Raw genomic sequence first — 16694 nt, 5'->3', positions numbered from 1 at the left:
AACGCGGCGTTCTTCACGGTTCTTCATGCGTGCATGCATGGCTCAAACGATCCGGCGATCCGTGCATATGATCAAGGAACACTTGTGCGCGGTTCGATAACCGCCAGGTTATCGACGGAGGGCCGTGGGCCGGTGGAACTGCGGGACATCGAGATCTTCCTGGTACTGGCCGAGGAGCTGCACTTCGGCCGGACCGCACAGCGGCTGCACGTCTCCCAGGCGCGTGTCAGCCAGGCCATCAAGAAGCAGGAACGGCGCATCGGGGCCGAGCTGTTCGCCCGTACCAGCCGCACCGTGCGCCTGACGGAGGTCGGCCGCCAGTTCCGCGACGATCTGCAACCGGTCTACGCGGGCCTGCACGAATCCCTGGAGCGCGCCCGGCTGGCGGCCCGTGGCATCACCGCGCAGCTCCGCGTCAGCCTGATGCCCTTCAACGTCGCCGACCTGCACCCCTACTGGAAGGCGTTCCGCGCGCGGTACCCGCACTGGGGGCTCCAGGTCCGCCAGGCGACGCTCACCGATGTGTTCGGTCAGCTCCGCAACGGCGCCATGGACGTCCTGGTGGTCTGGCTGCCGGTGGAGGAGCCGGACTTCACCGTCGGGCCGATCCTGTGCACCGACTCCCGGATCCTCGCCGTGGCCGCCGACCACCGGCTCGCGGAACGGGACTCGGTGCCACTGGAACTCCTCGCCGACTTCCCGCACGGCACCGCCCACGGCCTGCAGGACTACTGGGAGGACAGCTACCTGCCCTTCCACACCCCGCGGGGCCGCCCCATCGAGCGCATCATGTCCGCGGCATCGGACACCTCCGATGAGCTCATCAGCCACGTCGGCATGGGCGACATCGTCAACACCTTCCCCAGCCACGTCACCCGGCACTGGGGCATGTCGAACATCCGATGGCTCCCCCTCCCCGACCTGCCCGCCCTGCACTTCGCCCTGGTCTGGCGCACCGACGACGAGAACGACCTCGTCCGCGCCCTGGCCGACACCGTGCGGGACCTCGGCGTGTTCCGCTTCTGACGCAGCCTGCCGACTCCACCACGTCGTAGGCGCCGCGGCCTCGCGGGTCGTTCGCCAGGCTCGCGATCGCATCCAGGTAGTACAGCTCGTCGACGCCGTCGCGCGGCTGTGTCAGGGCGGTGTGGACGACCTGGTCCTGCACTCCCCTGCACGCGTTGGCGCACGTGAAGGTGGGGGTCGGCGACCGCCGTGCGCAACGCCGTCCAGGAACGGGTGGAGAGGTCCACACCGTCACCGTGGTGCGGCGTAGTCGTCGAGGAAGGTTTCCCGGATGGTGCGGGCGGCTTCGATGTGTCCGAGCTGCCACTCTCGGGTGGCGTGGACGCCGAGCTCGGCGAGGACGTGGGAGACGTGGAACTCGTACGCGGCCCGGTCGTGTCCGCCGATCGCGTCGTTGCGGCCGTCCGCGCACTTCCTCGAAGCAGCACCGGACGCACCCATGGTTCATGCCGTTGCGTCGATGGCGCTCCGGTCGGCGCAACCCGGTCGGCGGCGTCCGGGGCCGTGCCCGCCGGAGGGGCCATGGGCACGGCGTGGCGGGGGCGGGGCGCTGGGGGGCTGGGTCATGATCGGCTGCGTGAAGACTTCCGGACGTCTGGCCGCCTTCGCGGTCGCGGGCCTGCTCGCCGTACTCCCCGCGTGCTCGGGGTCCGACGGCCGTGGCGGCGGTGGGACGGGGGCTCGTACCGGCGCGGACACCGCTCGGACGGGGGCCGCCGGCACGGTGTTCCGGGGCGGGCACCCCGCCGCCGCGGGCGCCGGTGACCCGTACTTCCCGGAACTCGGCAACGGCGGCTACGACGTCAGCCACTATGCCCTGACTCTGGCCTACGACCCCGGCAGCGGCCGCCTCGAGGGCACCGCGGAGATCACGGCCAAGGCCACCGAGGACCTCAGCGCCTTCAATCTCGACCTCCTCGGCATGGAGGTGCTGGGCGCCACCGTCGACGGCCACAAGGCGCGGGTCCGGCGGGACGGGCAGGAGCTGACGCTCCAGCCGCCCGATCACCTCAGGAAGGGCGCCGCCTTCCGCAGCATCGTGCGCTATGCGGGCACGCCACAGTCGATCACCCATGACCACGGGTGGCGCGAAGGCTGGTTGAGGACGGACAACGGAGCGGTCGCGTTCGGTGAGCCGACGGGCTCGATGTCCTGGTTCCCGGGCAACCATCACCCCTCGGACAAGGCCTCGTACGACATCACCGTCACGGTCCCCAAGGGGGTGCAGGCGATCTCCAACGGGCGGCTGCGCGCCCAGCGCACCAGCGGCGACCGCACCACCTTCCACTGGCACCAGGCCGAGCCCATGGCCAGCCATGTGGCGACCGTGGCCATCGGCAGCTACGACATCAAGACCTCCCGGACCCGATCGGGCATCCCGGTCGTGACGGCGATGGACACGACCGCGAGCGTGGACGAGGACGGAGCGGTCCTCGGCCGGTTCCCCGAGATCATGGAATGGGCCGAGGGGAGGTTCGGTCCTTACCCCTTCTCCGCCGCCGGGGTGATCGTCGATCAGGCGGCCGATGTGCCCTACGCCCTGGAGACCCAGACCAGGGCGACCATTCCGGCCGCGATCTTCCACACCACCAACGTGGTGCACGAACTGGCCCACCAGTGGTTCGGCAACTCCGTCACCCCCCGGACCTGGCGGGACATGTGGCTCAACGAGGGCTTCGCGACCTATGCGGAGTGGCTGTGGACCGAGGACCACGGTGGGGCCAGCGCCCAGGACCACTTCGACCGCAACCACGCCAAGGCCGCGGACGACGACGAGTGGGACTTCCCGCCTGCCCAACCGCCGAGCGCTGCGGACATCTCCGGCCAGCCGGTGTACGTGCGCGGCGCGATGGTGATCCACAAGATCCGCCAGGCCGTAGGCGACGAGGGTTTCCGTGCCCTGGTACGGGGCTGGACCCTGCGCCACCGCCACGGTCATGCCTCCACGGACGACTTCACCGCGTACGTGGAAGCCAGGGCCGGCCGGGACCTCGACTCGATCTGGGACTCGTGGCTCTACGGTGACGGCAAGCCCGCGTGAGGGGGCGACGCGGTGTCAGGTCCTGATGTTCCGGCGGGCGGTCTCGACGAGCTTCATGTACTTGTCCCAGTTCCACGCGGTCCCGGGGTCGTCGTGAGTGGACAGCGGGACCTCGACGTGGCCCAGGATGTGGTCCCGGTCGACCGGCACGTCGTACTTCGCGCAGATCGTGGCCGTGAGCGCGGCGGATGCCTCGTACATCTTGCCGGTGTAAACAGGCTGGTCGGTCCAGCCTTCGTGCTCGATGCCGATGCTCCGGTGGTTGTACCAAACGCTGCCGGAGTGCCATGCCACGTCGCGCTCGCGCACGCACTGGGCGATCCGCGTGCCGGTTGCGCTGATCATGTAGTGCGCGGACACCCTCTCGGCGGGGTCCTTGAACTTGGTGAACATGACCGGCAAAATGTCCGTTGTCAGGTGAATGACGACGTATTCGATGGGGTACGCCTCGGGACGGTCGGAGGGCGTGTAGTTGGACTCGGAGGCTTCGATCCAGACGGCGGGGGCGTAGTCCACCGAGGGGTCCTTCCGCAGGGTCGCGGGCGGCCCGGCGGCGGGGGCCTTGCGTACGGGTCTCGGCAGCGCAGCCTTCTCCTCGGGCCGCATCAGCTGGGGCAGCCCGACAGCGGCAAGAGCCGTACCCGCCGCTCCGGCAGCACCCCACAACAGCCGTCGACGGGTAAGCGGACTGTCTTCCATGGCCACTCCTCATGAGGTCGAGCAGGCAGGCAGAGACGACGCGCCGCGAATCGTGACATCACGATGGATAGGCGGCACGTCCCGTAATCTGATGCTTCACCAGTACCCGCACCCCGGCAAGCCGATCGTCCACCACTCGGCGCACGCCCTCACCCCCGACCGCGCCTGTCTCATCCCAGAGCGTCTGGCTTTCGAGGCTGTGCGCTCCGTCGCCACCGCCATGCGCCCGGGCACACTCGGTTCGCGGCGGTACGCCGGACGCATGGCGGAGCGACACCCCCCGACGACCACGCCCAGACGATGACCGCGGCGGTCTCGAGCACATGTCCGATCGCGGAGGCCCGGGCCGACGGCAGCTTCTAGGATCTGCAGCATGGCAACACGACTTGTGCAGATCAACATGAAGGCCTTGGACGACTCCGCGCTCGGCCGGTTCTGGGCGGAGGCACTCGGGTGGGGCGTCGACAGCGAGGCGCCCGGCGTGACGAACCTCGAACCCGTCGGCTTCACCTACCCCGACCCCGCGGCCGTCTGCATCGACATCATCACCCGCCCGGAACCCAAAACGGTCAAGAACCGGGTACACCTCGACCTGGCCACCACGTCGACCGCGCATCAGGCCGAGTTGGTCGCGCGCCTGCAGGATCTGGGCGCGACGCTCGCCGATGTGGGTCAGGGCGACGTCCCCTGGACGGTCATGGCCGATCCGGAGGGCAACGAGTTCTGCGTCCTGGAACCCCGCCCGGTCTACCAGGACACCGGGCCGATCGCCGCGGTGGTGGTCGATTGCACCGACCCGCGAGCGATGGCCCGGTTCTGGGGCGAGGCGATGGACTGGACGCTCCACGAGGTCACCGACGACCAGGCGACCATGCGTTCCGCCAAAGGCGTCGGCCCCTACCTGGAGTTCCTCCGCACCCCCGATACCAAGAGCGTATGGAATCGCGTCCACCTCGACATCGCCCCCTACACCGGTGACGACCTGGAAGTGGAGGAAGCCCGACTGCGCGCCCTGGGCGCCACCGACCCCGGGATCGACCAGTCCGCCATCTCCTGGAAGATCCTGGCCGACCCGGAGAGCAACGAGTTCTGCCTCCTCAGCCCTCGCTGATCCCGAACAGCGGATCGGGCCGGTTTCGCGTCAACGACGCGGACCCCGGGCCGTCAACGCATGCCGCCACAGGGGGAGACGGGCGTCCCCGGTGACCCAACGCACCTCATCGGACGCCAGGAAGGTGGCGAGCGGGCTGTAGTCGCCGGCGACGCCCGTACGGCCCCGGCGCCTACGGCGATGTTGCGCACCGGCCCTCGGTCACCATCGCCGATCAGCCCCGTCCCGAACAGGCCGAGGGGGCGCAGCGGCCCGCCGACTGCGCCCCCGGAGCCCGTCAGCGCCACCGACCGGTACGGAACCGGGTGCCGCCCACCCATAGCGTTCACCCTCAAATCAATGCAACGAACGGGCCGACCGACGTTGCATTAAGCTCGAAACCATTGCAATGAAATCTCGCTTTTGACCTGCAGGGATGGGGATTTGACGCAACGATCCTGTTGCCAGTTCATCGAACGCAACGTAGCTTTTCGTTCATCAGAAACCGCGGGGCGCACAGAGCGCAGCCGCTGATGAAGGAGAAGGCACCATGCAGAAGTTCGCCACCACCGCCCCGATCGCCACCGTCCTGGACGTCCCCGCCGGGCTCATCCGGTTCATCGCCGCCGACCGGGCCGACACCACCGTCGAGATCCTCCCCGCCGACGCCTCCAAGGACCGCGACGTCAAGGCCGCCGCACAGACCACCGCCGCATACGCGGACGGAGTACTGCGGATCGCGGCCGCACCCGCGAAGAACCGGATCCTCGACCACCCGGGATCCGTCGAGATCACCGTCCAACTGCCCGCCGGCTCCCGCGTCGAGGCCAAGACCGCCGCCGCCGAGCTCCACACCACCGGACGCCTCGGCGACGTCACCTTCGAAAGCGCCCAGGGCACCGTCACGCTCGACGAGACCGCGAGCGCCCACCTCACCCTCATGGCCGGCGACGTCACCATCGGACGCCTCGGCGGCCCCGCCCGGATCACCACCCAGAAGGGCGACCTCCAGATCGCCGAGGCCCAGCACGGCACCGTCGAACTCACCACCCAGGCCGGCGACATCACCATCGGCGCCGCCCGCGGCGTCTCCGCCACCCTCGACGCCGGCACCGCCCACGGCCGCATCCACAACACCCTCACCAACACCGACGGCGCCACCGCCGGCCTCAACATCCGCGCCACCACCTCCTACGGCGACATCACCGCCCGCAGCATCTGACCCGCAGTCACCGCCTGTGCCGTGCCGGCACCACCGGGCAACGCCGCGCACCGCACCGACACCGAGGACGGAAACCGACCGACCCGGCGCCTGCTCCCGGGCCGCGAGCCTCCCCCCGATGCCCCTACCGTCCACAGGCGCCGAACGCGGCCGCTGGAGCACGGCGAGGTTCACAGGTCCGGGCTTCGCACAACGGCGGAGCAGGTCTGGGGCTTACCTCGGCGCAGCGATGACGTAGTTGATCGCCATGGCGACGTCCTCTACGACATGGGTGGGGTGATAGGAGTCCTGAGCCCACAGCTGCCCGTTCGACACCCACACGCTTCGAAGCCCGAGTGCGTTCGCGCCGGCGATGTCGGCATGCGGCGAATCACCGATGACCCATGCGCCGATGAGGGGCACTCCGACGGCATCCGCGGCAGCATGGAAGATCTCCGGTTCGGGCTTCTTGCGGCCGACCGCCTCGGAGATCACCCAGCCATGGACGAGCCGGTCAAGTCCGGCACGGCGGATCTTGGCTTCCTGCTGGACGGCGCGGCCGTTGGTGACGATCACGCAGGTCCAGCCGTCAGCCCGGGCGCTTTCCAGAGCCTCGCGGGAGGAGTCCGTCAGCGCGACACGATCGGCGGCACCACGGTCAAGCAGTGCGTGGATGGCCTCGAGGGGCACAGTGCCGCTGTATCGGTCCGTCATGGCCTCCGCGACCTCTTCGCGGGCTGTATAGCCGCTGGCGTCCATGGTCATGACCCACGTGAGGTCCATGTCGGGCAGGCGATGCTCGGCGAGAAACGCGCCGACGGCGCCGCGGAAGGCCGCGTCGCGGTCGATCAGGGTGTTGTCGAGATCCAGCAACAGCAACGGCATGGTCGGGAGTAGATCACGGGCGGTGAACGCAGAGGGGAGCCCGGTCCGAGCAGAACAGGCTGGGGCCGCTTCCCGAGCCGGACCGTCTGCGCGATCTGGCCCGGGTGGCTGATCTGAAAGCACTCGGGCCTCCGGACTGGACGCTCCGTGCGGTGCAGCGGGCGTGCCCACCGGCGCCTCGTGTGGTCGACGGGGAGCCGGACCCGACGGGCGCGGTCCGGCCCCCCGCACGCACAAGCCTTCCAGGTCCGCGACCGTTTGCCTTGGCGGCAGCATCCCAACCTGCACCCACAGCGCCGACGCCCGCCTGTACGCATACCTGGTGAAGGAACATCAGGTGGACGCACACCTGACGGAATTCGGGGGAACCAGTGCGCGCCCAGCGCCACGGGGCGCCCCCGTGCACGCCTCAGGCCCGGCCCTGTTCCTCCCCCTCCAGCAGGCGCCGCTTCTGGGGCTTCCCCATGGCGTTACGCGGCACCGCCGTGATGAAACGGACCTCACGCGGACGCTTGTGGACCGACAGGCGCGCCGCGACGAAATCGGTGAGCTCGCCGCCGCTGACGCCCTCGGCCACGACGAACGCCACGATCCGCTCGCCCAGATCGGCGTCCGGGACGCCCACCACCGCCGCCTCCCGTACCTGAGGATGGTCCAGGAGCGCGTTCTCCACCTCACCCGCCCCGATCCGGTACCCCCCGGACTTGATCATGTCGGTGGAAGCGCGCCCGACGATCCGGTGCACGCCCTCCCCGTCGACGGACGCGATGTCACCCGTACGGAACCAGCCGTCCCCCGTGTACGCGGCCGCCGTCGCCTCCGGCCGGCCCAGATAGCCCGAGAACAGCGTCGGCCCCTTCACCTGCAGCTCACCGATCTCCGCCCCCGGCTCGGCCACGACCCGTGTGGTGACACCCGCCAGCGCGGTGCCGACGGTACCGGGAGCCACCTCACCACCCGCCCGACCGCTCACCGTGATCAGCGTCTCCGTCATCCCGTACCGCTCCACGACCCGGTGCCCCGTCAGCCGCTCCAGGTCACGGAAGACGGGCGTCGGCAGCGCCGCGCTCCCCGATACCAGCAGCCGGGCCCCCGACAGTGCCGCGGCCGCCTCGGGCGCCGCCGCGATCCGCGACCACACGGTCGGCACACCGAAGTACAGGCTCCCGCCCGCCGCCGCAGCCGCCGCGTACGCCTCCGGCGTCGGCCGGCCCGTGTGCAGAAGCCGGCTCCCCGTCCGGAGAGCCCCCAACACGCCCAGCACCAGCCCGTGGACATGGAACAGCGGCAGCCCGTGCACCAGAACGTCCTGCGCACCCCACTCCCACGCTCCCGCCAGCGCGTCCAGGTCCGCGACGATCGCACCCTTGCTCAGCACCACGCCCTTGGGCACACCCGTCGTCCCGGACGTGTACAGGATCAACGCCGGATCCCCCGCCCCCGCCCCCGCCGCATCCGCGGACGGTAGGGGACCGGGCGACGGCGCACGGCGGGCGAAGTCCACCTCCAGCAGCCGGGCACCCGAGTCGCGCAGGATATGACCACGCTCCACCGGCCCCGCGTCAGGTGGCACCGGCACACACGGCACCCCCGCCAGCAGCCCGCCCACCACCGCGGCCACCGTCTCCAACGAAGCCGTCGCGGTCACCGCGAACGCCGGAACCGGCCCCCACCCGGCAAGATCCGCGGCCACCGCCCCCGCCGCACCCAAAAGATCCTCGTACGACGCGGCACGACCCGCGACCGATACGGCATCCCCACGGTCACCGAACACCCCGGTAAGAGCAGTCAGCACGACAACACCCCCCAAGAACAACAACAGGAAGACACAACCCCACCACACCACAGGGCCACACACACCACTCGACCCTTATGATCAGCCACACCCCACACCACCGCACGGCACGACCCGGCACACCCCGCCCGGCACAACCGCCAGGCCCGGCACCGCACGGCCCTGCACAGCACGACCCGCCGGCCCTCGCACCGCCCTGCACGGCCCCGAAGGCCGCCGGACACAACCGGCACGGCCCGTCAGCACCACCGCGGGCCGATCTTGGCGCGTACCGCCCGCCGACCCAGGCACCGCATCGCACGGCACGGCACCACACGGCACCGCACTGCCGACCAGCCCCACCCGGCCCTCAGGCACCGACCGGAACACCACGGAAAGGAACCACGTGGAAACCGCACGAACCTCAACCCTGATCGCCGCAACCATCACCGCCGGACTCATCAGCGGCCTCTTCTACGCGTTCACCGTCGCCGTCATGCCCGGGCTCGCCCGCAGCACCGACAGAACCACCGTCGAGACCATGCAGAACATCAACAAAGCCATCCTCAACGGCTGGTTCATGCTCACCTACCTCGGCGCACCCCTCCTCATCACCACCACCCTCGTCCTCCACGCCACCGACCCCGAAACCCGAGACGCCATCGCTCCACTCGCGGCCGCACTGGCCACCTGCCTCGCCGCCCTGATCATCACCGCCCGCATCAACATCCCGCTCAACAACGCCCTCGAAGCAGCCGGACCCCCCGAACAGCACGGCGACCCCACCACCACTCACACGGCCCGCACCGCCTACGAAGCCCCCTGGAACAACGCCAACACCTGGCGCACCGTCCTCACCACCCTCACCCTCGCCCTCCTCACTTACACCCTCACCCTCCACTGATGCCCGGGGCGGACGTGCAGTGCGACGACACGGTCCACACGAAGGGCAGCAGGGCCGCCGCCTGGTCAGGAATTCGCCCAGGTTCGCGGCGTTCTCCCTGCCGCAACCTTCCGGTGTGCGGTCGCGGAATCGGCTGCGCGCAGCAAGGCGAATCGCGCTCGGCCACCCCGTGACAGATCACCACCCGCGTGGTGTGGGGGCGTCTCGGCGCCTTCACGATGTGCGCGAGCTGGAACGGCGGCCGAAGGGCCGGTACGTCACCGGCAGGAACAGCAACGGTGAGCAGGCCACCCTCCACGCCTACGGCCCAGCGACCTCCCGGCTGCCGCAGGCGTGGAGGGGCGCGTGCCGGAGATCCCGCCGGGCCTCATGCCCGGTGGGCCGGATACGCCCGCCGCGGGCCGGGTCTGACGCCGTACCACCCGTTGCCCGCCGCCTCGGCTGGAGGAACGCTTCGGGCGTCGGCCTACGCCCGATTCCGGCCGCCCAGGCGGCGGCAACCACCTGGTCTTCCGCTCCGGGCGGCCTGGGCGCCGCGGATGTCCGGACCCGCCCCGACCGGGGCGATCCTCTGCCTGTGGAGCGAGTTCTGGGTGCGCATGTGCAGCACCTGGCCGTCCTCGTCCTTCCGGGGCGGTCCAGATCCGCAAGGCGGGCGCCGCGTACGGGCCGCCAGGGGGAACCGGGCCGGCCCTGCACCCGGCGGCGGGCCGGATGCAGGGCCGTCTTCGTCCTCGCGGGCTTTCGCGGGCTCAGCGGGCCCGCCCGCCCCGCCCGGGCGCGGCGTGATCGTCGGGTCAGATGACGCCCTGCGCCAGCATCGCGTCCGCGACCCGCTCGAAGCCGGCGATGTTCGCGCCGGTGACGTAGTCGCCCGGGGCGCCGTACCGCTCCGCGGTCTCGTGTGCGACGGCGTGGATCGAGCGCATGATGGCGGCGAGCTCGTCCTCCACCCGCTGCGCGCTCCAGGCCACCCGGCCGGCGTTCTGGCTCATCTCCAGGGCGCTCACCGCCACTCCGCCCGCGTTGGCGGCCTTGCCGGGCCCGAACGCGACCCCGGCCTCCTGCAGGATCCGTACGGCCTCGGGAGTGGTCGGCATGTTGGCGCCCTCGGAGACCGCCTTGACCCCGCCCGCGACGAGCGTACGGGCGTCCTGCGCATCCAGTTCGTTCTGCGTGGCGGAGGGGAAGGCGATGTCCGCCGGCACCTCCCAGACCCGCCCGCCGGGCACGAACCGCGCCGAGGATCCGCGCCGCGCGACGTACTCGCTCACGCGCCCGCGCTCGACCTCCTTGACCTGCTTGAGCAGTGCGAGATCGATGCCCTTGTCGTCGACGACGTAGCCCTGGGAGTCCGAGCAGGTCAGCGGGTTCGCGCCGAGCTGCTGGAGCTTCTCGATCGTGTACAGCGCGACGTTGCCGGAGCCGGAGACCACTGCTCCCAGTCCCTCCAGCGACTCGCCCCGGACCTTCAACATCTCGGCGGCGAACAGCACGCTGCCGTAGCCGGTCGCCTGCGGCCGGATCGCGGAGCCGCCCCAGCCCTGCCCCTTGCCGGTCAGGACGCCGGCCTCCCAGCGGTTGGTGATGCGCCGGTACTGGCCGAAGAGGTAGCCGATCTCGCGGCCGCCGACACCGATGTCGCCCGCGGGCACGTCGGTGTGCTCTCCGATGTGCCGGTGCAACTCGGTCATGAAGGACTGGCAGAACCGCATGACCTCGGCGTCCGACCTGCCGTGCGGATCGAAGTCGCTGCCGCCCTTGCCGCCGCCGATCCCGAGGCCGGTCAGGGCGTTCTTGAAGATCTGCTCGAAGCCGAGGAACTTCACCACCCCGATGTCGACCGACGGGTGGAAGCGCAGACCGCCCTTGTACGGGCCGAGCGCACTGTTGAACTCGACGCGGTAGCCGCGGTTGACCTGGACCCGGCCCCGGTCGTCCTGCCACGGGACGCGGAAGACGATCTGCCGCTCGGGCTCGGTGAGCCGCTCCACCAGGGCCACGGCCGGGTCGGCGTACTCGGGCCGGGCGGTGAAGACGGGGGCCAGGGTTTCGAGGACCTCCCGTACCGCCTGGTGGAACTCGGGCTGCGCGGGATTGCGGCGCTCGATCTCGGCCCGCAGTGCTTCCAGCCTGTCCTTCGAGTCCTTCACGTGTGTCCCTCCAGGGAGTGCGCGGTGCGCAGACGACGGGCAGGTCCATGGTGTCCGCGTGGCCGCGGATACCGGTTGATTTCGGGTGTGGCGCGCTCCGAACACTCCCTTTCGGAAAAGTTTTTCCGGAGCGTGCCCCTCTTGCGGAGGCTATCGCGCACGGCGCCGCTCTGGGCAAGGCTTCTGCCCTGCGGACAAAAACGTCCCGCACTCCGGTGTGCACCGGCCGGCGTGAGCGGTGGACATTTCCGTGAATCCCACGCGCCAGGGGGTCCCACTGCCCCTACCAGCGGGAACCTTGACAATTCGATCACCCCTGCGCGACCGCGGTCGGCGGTCGGCGGTCAGATCGTCTTCGTCGGGGCGCCGGCCCGGACGGAGCCGAGCAGGTCCCGGTGTATCCGCTGCGAGAAGACACCGGAGCCGAACCGCCGGCCAAATCGAAAGCGAGCCCACGCCGGTCGGGCTCACCCTCGGCGTCGGCGTCGGCGTCGGCGTCGGGAGCCATGTCGCGGTCCCGGGCCCAGGGCCGTGGCTCGTACGGACACGGCCGGCCCCGAGTTGAGGTGCCACGGGTCCGCCGCCGGGTCGAAACGACCCGACTGCGCAGGTTATCCCCTATCTTGCGTTTTGCGGGGCAGGCTGGTTCCCGCCAGGAGCGTCAGCACGCGGTCGGCCCCGGTCGGCCATCGACAGGCAGGAGCAGAGCCATGGCGGAGAGCCCCGAGGTGTCCGACAGCCCCACTCAGCCACCCCCGCGCGACTGCGTCAACGAGCCGATCGCCGGGATCATGGCCGAGTTCGTGGGCGAGCGGATGGGGGACCGCGTCGCCCAGGGGCAGGATCCCCTGCTGCGCCCGGTCTTCGTCAAGTTCCACGGGGCCGCGCGCGGCGTGCTGACGGTCGCCCCCGATCTGCCGCCCGAGCTCCGCATCGGTTTCCTCGAAGCCGCGGCGGAACAAGGCGGCCTGACCGCCTGGGTGCGCATCTCCAGCGACACCCAGCCGGAGCGGCCGGATCTGCGCAGGACCGTCGGGTGGGGCATCAAGCTGTTCGGCGTGTCGGGGCCGAAGCTGCTCCAGGACGACACCCGGGCCGACACACAGGACCTCGTGCTGCAGAACCACGACGTCTTCTTCGTCGACACGGCCCGGGACATGTGCGAGTTCCAGCTGGACCCGGCGGCGTACCAGCAGCAGCACCCCCTCACCCGGCAGATCCTCGCGGACATGCGCAAGCCCGTCGAGAGCACGCTGACGTCGACGTACTGGGGCGTGTTGCCGTACTCCTTCGGGCCCGACCGGCATGTGAAGTACAAGCTCGTCCCGGTCACCTGCGCGGACGGTGACCCCCGGGCCACGCCGCCGGACGAGGACCCCTCCTTCCTGCGCGGGGACCTGCGCCACCGCCTGGCGGCCGGACCGGCCGTCTTCGACCTGCTGCTCCAGTTCCGGACGGACCCGGACCGGATGCCGCTGGACCGGGCCACCGTGCGCTGGGAGGAGGGCGAGAGCGCGCCCGTGAAGGTGGCGACGCTGACCCTGCATCAGCAGGACACGACCGCACGGGGGCAGGAGGCGTACGGGGACAACCTCGCCTTCAACCCCTGGCACAGCCTGTCCGAGCACCAGCCCGTCGGCAGCATGGCCGAGGCCCGCAAGGTCGTCTACCACGCGTCGGCGGCCCGCCGGCGCGATGCCAACGGCATTCCGGCGGCGGAGCCCGGTCCCGCGCGGCCGGCCGCCACCGAACCACACGGACGCGACACCCGGATCGTACGGGCCGCCGTGCACCCGGCGATCGGGGTGGCCCGGGTCGGCGACAGCGCGGAGGAGTTCTTCCTCGCCCCGGAGGTCGACGGGGCTCCCCCGCCGGCCACCGGCACGTACAAGGACGCGAGCGGCGCGCTCAAGCGGCAGGCCGTCCGGTTCCGGGTGTACGGCTACAACGCCGCCGGTGAGGCGGTGGCCGAGCTGACGGCGGACAACGCCGACCTGCACTGGACCGTGGAGGTGGCCAACAAGAAGGCCGCCTGGTACCAGTTCCAGCTGGCCCTGGACATCCCCGAGGCGGCACAGGCCCCCGCGACCACACTGCGCAACGTCTCCACGGTGCCCGCCGGGGAACGCCACCGGCTGGCCATCACCCCCGGATCCCGCTCGATCCGGGGCCGCGAACGCGCGGGGAAGCCGGAGTACGCGTTCGACTCGGGCACCTTCCTGGGGCATCCCGTCTACCTGGGCGAGCTGCGCACCGATGGAGCCGGCCGCCTGCTGTTCCTCGGCGGGCGGGGGGTGTCCGCCTCGTACCCCACCGCCCAGGCGATGCACTTCGCCAACAACGACGGCTGGCACGACGACACCTGCGACGGCCCGGTGACCGCGCGGGTGCGCATCGACGGCCGGGACGTCCCGGTCGATCCGGCCTGGGTGGTGGTCGCTCCCCCGAACTTCGCACCGGAGCTGAAGTCGGTGCGCACGATGTACGACCTGATGTGCGACACCTTCGTGGCCGCGGGCATGCTGGCGCCCCCGGAGCGGGTCTCGTTCACCCACGACGTGCTGCCGGTGCTGCGCCGCCTGTGCGATCTGCAGTGGGTCAACCGCGGCATCGCGGCCCTCTTCGGCCACGGTGGGCGCGAGCACTTCCTGGCCCCCGAGCGACTGGCGGAGCTGGCCGGCCACGGCGCCCGGCGCGACGAACTGCGCCGGCAGATCTGGGCGATGATGCGCGATCCCGACCGCGACGGGCTCTCCCCCGTGCCCTGGCCGCCGATCTACGGCGACTCGATGAGCGTACGACCGGTCTCGGCGCGGCAGCACCTGGCGCTCTCCCCGCTGCAGTACGGCATGCTGGCCCGCTGGGCCGCCGGGGACTTCGACGCCGACTACGATCCCCGGGCCACTCCGCCCACGGCGCTCGACGGCCTGCCGCTCGCGCAGCGCCCTGCGGCCCTCGACCGGGCCGCCCTCTCGTATTGCCTGGCCGACGCCTTCCACCCCGGCTGTGAGCTCACCTGGCCGATGCGTCACGCCACCTTGTACTCCGCGCCCTTCCGCGTGCGCCACCGCGACCCCGCCCGGCCCGAGCCCGGTTACGGCTCCACGCTCACCCCGCAGACGGCGCTCGCCGTCGACGGTCCGGTGTACGGCCAGGAGCCGGGCGGTCTGACCCGCTGGATGGCCGTGCCCTGGCAGACCGACACCGCCCGCTGCCGCTCCGGGTACTACCTGGGCTTCGGGCCGCGGTACGACCCGTACCTACCGACCTTCTGGCCGGCGCGGGTGCCCAACCACGTGTTGACGGAGGAGAACTACCGGACCGCCGTGGACCCCGCCGCCGACCCGGAGGACCGCCGCACCGCCTTCGAGGACAGGGCGGTGTGGGACCGATGGCTGCCGTCCGAGCGCATCGCCCAGATGAACGCGATGGTCAAGGACTTCGGCAAGCTCGGCATCGTCGCGCGGCGGGAGGGCCCCGGCGGCGGTACCGGTACGGGTTCCGGTGACGGCTCCGGTTCCGGCTCCGGTGACGCGGTGAGTCTCCCCGCAGCCATGCTGGTGGAGTCCGAGGTGAGCTTCCATCCCGAACAGGCCCCGCCCCCGCTGCGGAACCTGATGTGTCTGCACGTGCCCGAGGCCGCCGATCCCAAGGTGCGGGAGAAAGCGGTGGCCGCCGCCCTCGCCGCGGCCGGGCGGCCCGACGGGGAGGTGATGGCGGGGTACTTCGAGAAGGTCGCCCGCTTCCCGGAGACACCGTGACCGCTCGGACCGGCCCGGTTCCCCGCGCCGGACGTTTCGAGGCCGTCGTCGCCGGCGGCGGCCCGGCCGGGGCCGTCGCCGCCCTGGTCCTGGCCCGGGCCGGCCGACACGTCCTGCTGGTGGACGGGGGCCCGCCGGGCGCGTCCTCCGCCGCCTTCACGATCGGGGAGACCCTGCCGCCCGCGGCCCGGCCGCTGCTGCACGACCTGGGGCTCTGGGGCGCCTTCGCCGCCGACGCGCACCTGAGTTGCCCGGGCACCTACGCGTCCTGGGGATCGGCGCAGTTGCACGGCCACAGCCACCTCTTCGACCCGCACGGCCACGGCTGGCACCTCGACCGCGGGCGTTTCGACGCCTTCCTGCGCGAGGCCGCGGTGGCCGCGGGCGCGCTGCTCCGGCGGGCCGTCGTGATCGGCCACCACAGCGCGGCCGGGGAGCAGCGACTGCTGGTGCGGGAGCGGGGCGGCTCCGTCGGGGAGGTGTGCTCCGGCTGGGTCGTGGACGCGACCGGCCGCCGCGCCCTCATCGGCCGCCGCCTGGCCCTGCGCCGTCGGCAGGATCGGCTCGTCGCCGCGTTCACGCTGCTCGGGGCGGGTGGCCCTGCGGAGGACGCGGAGCTGCGTACCCTCGTCGAGGCGGTGCCGGAGGGCTGGTGGTACACCGCCCGGGTCCCCGCCGGGCGGGTGGTCGCCCATCTCACCGACGTCGACCTCGCCACGGCCCGGCTGGGCACCGCGGACGGGTTCCGGTACGCGGCGGAGCGCACCCGGCACGTACGGGACCGCCTGAGCGGCTACGACCCGGCCGGCTCCCCCGCGCCTCGCTGGACGGCCGCCCACGGGTTGCGGCTGTCCCCGCCGGCCGGCCCCGGGTGGATCGCCGCCGGGGACGCCGCGATCGCCTTCGACCCCCTGTCGTCCCAGGGCATCCTCACGGCCCTGCACACCGGGGCCCGTGCCGGCGGGGCCGTCGACCGGTGCCTGGCCGGCGACACGGGCGCCCTCGCGTCCTATGCCGCGTTCCTGGACGGCGTAGCGGACGCCTACCACCAGCATCACGCCCGGTCCTATGCCGAGGAACGACGGTGGCCGGACCACCCGTTCTGGCGCCGCCGGAACGGGTCACCGCACTGATCGGCCGGAGTTCCGGCCACCGGGTGC

General features: G+C 71.4%; 12 protein-coding genes. 7 read left to right on the top strand and 5 right to left on the bottom strand.

Going from position 1 to position 16694, the window contains the following annotated elements:
* Positions 1-132 precede the first annotated feature (132 nt).
* Positions 133-1026 carry a LysR family transcriptional regulator gene (locus JYK04_RS40140; RefSeq protein WP_189746272.1) on the top strand — a complete coding sequence of 298 codons (894 nt, stop codon included), beginning with the start codon at positions 133-135 and terminating at the stop codon, positions 1024-1026.
* Between the two features lie 231 nt (positions 1027-1257).
* On the opposite strand, the gene JYK04_RS40135 is transcribed toward JYK04_RS40140, so the two are convergent.
* Positions 1258-1467: a hypothetical protein gene (locus JYK04_RS40135; RefSeq protein ID WP_189746270.1), complete on the bottom strand. Its 210-nt coding sequence runs from the start codon at positions 1465-1467 to the stop codon at positions 1258-1260.
* A 124-nt stretch (positions 1468-1591) separates the two neighbouring features.
* Between JYK04_RS40135 and JYK04_RS40130 the strand changes: the two genes are divergently transcribed.
* The gene (locus JYK04_RS40130) at positions 1592-3067 is read left to right on the top strand and encodes a M1 family metallopeptidase (RefSeq protein ID WP_189746268.1); all 1476 of its coding nucleotides are present in this window, start codon (positions 1592-1594) and stop codon (positions 3065-3067) included.
* 15 nt (positions 3068-3082) lie between these two features.
* Here the strand turns inward: JYK04_RS40130 and JYK04_RS40125 are convergent, their stop codons facing one another.
* Entirely contained in the window at positions 3083-3766 is a 684-nt protein-coding gene (locus tag JYK04_RS40125; protein WP_189746266.1) for an N-acetylmuramoyl-L-alanine amidase, read from the bottom strand.
* A gap of 373 nt (positions 3767-4139) precedes the next feature.
* Between JYK04_RS40125 and JYK04_RS40120 the strand changes: the two genes are divergently transcribed.
* Together JYK04_RS40120 and JYK04_RS40115 are read left to right on the top strand one after the other, a co-directional pair.
* Entirely contained in the window at positions 4140-4877 is a 738-nt protein-coding gene (locus JYK04_RS40120) for a VOC family protein (protein ID WP_189746264.1), read from the top strand.
* A 529-nt stretch (positions 4878-5406) separates the two neighbouring features.
* Positions 5407-6078 (top strand): DUF4097 family beta strand repeat-containing protein, encoded by a 672-nt coding sequence (locus JYK04_RS40115; RefSeq protein ID WP_189748794.1) that lies wholly within the window; start codon positions 5407-5409, stop codon positions 6076-6078.
* Positions 6079-6291: 213 nt separating this feature from the next.
* Here JYK04_RS40115 and JYK04_RS40110 read toward each other — a convergent pair whose 3' ends face one another.
* The gene (locus JYK04_RS40110) at positions 6292-6942 is read right to left on the bottom strand and encodes an HAD family hydrolase (protein ID WP_189745021.1); all 651 of its coding nucleotides are present in this window, start codon (positions 6940-6942) and stop codon (positions 6292-6294) included.
* Positions 6943-7351: 409 nt separating this feature from the next.
* Entirely contained in the window at positions 7352-8737 is a 1386-nt protein-coding gene (locus tag JYK04_RS40105; protein ID WP_189745019.1) for an AMP-binding protein, read from the bottom strand.
* Positions 8738-9122: 385 nt separating this feature from the next.
* Here JYK04_RS40105 and JYK04_RS40100 point away from each other — a divergent pair, with 385 nt between their 5' ends.
* Positions 9123-9620: an anthrone oxygenase family protein gene (locus tag JYK04_RS40100; protein WP_229876701.1), complete on the top strand. Its 498-nt coding sequence runs from the start codon at positions 9123-9125 to the stop codon at positions 9618-9620.
* Positions 9621-10417: 797 nt separating this feature from the next.
* On the opposite strand, the gene gdhA is transcribed toward JYK04_RS40100, so the two are convergent.
* Positions 10418-11773: an NADP-specific glutamate dehydrogenase gene (gene gdhA, locus JYK04_RS40095; protein ID WP_189745017.1), complete on the bottom strand. Its 1356-nt coding sequence runs from the start codon at positions 11771-11773 to the stop codon at positions 10418-10420.
* Positions 11774-12483: 710 nt separating this feature from the next.
* Here gdhA and JYK04_RS40090 point away from each other — a divergent pair.
* A complete protein-coding gene (locus JYK04_RS40090) occupies positions 12484-15534 on the top strand; it encodes a LodA/GoxA family CTQ-dependent oxidase (RefSeq protein WP_229876699.1) in 3051 nt (1016 codons plus the stop codon).
* Positions 15531-16667: a tryptophan 7-halogenase gene (locus tag JYK04_RS40085; RefSeq protein ID WP_189745015.1), complete on the top strand. Its 1137-nt coding sequence runs from the start codon at positions 15531-15533 to the stop codon at positions 16665-16667. Before JYK04_RS40090 ends, JYK04_RS40085 begins: the two co-directional genes overlap by 4 nt.
* The last annotated feature ends 27 nt before the right edge of the window (positions 16668-16694 follow it).

The organism is Streptomyces nojiriensis, from assembly GCF_017639205.1.
GTDB lineage: Bacteria > Actinomycetota > Actinomycetes > Streptomycetales > Streptomycetaceae > Streptomyces > Streptomyces nojiriensis.
This window is presented reverse-complemented; position numbering and strand designations above follow the sequence as displayed.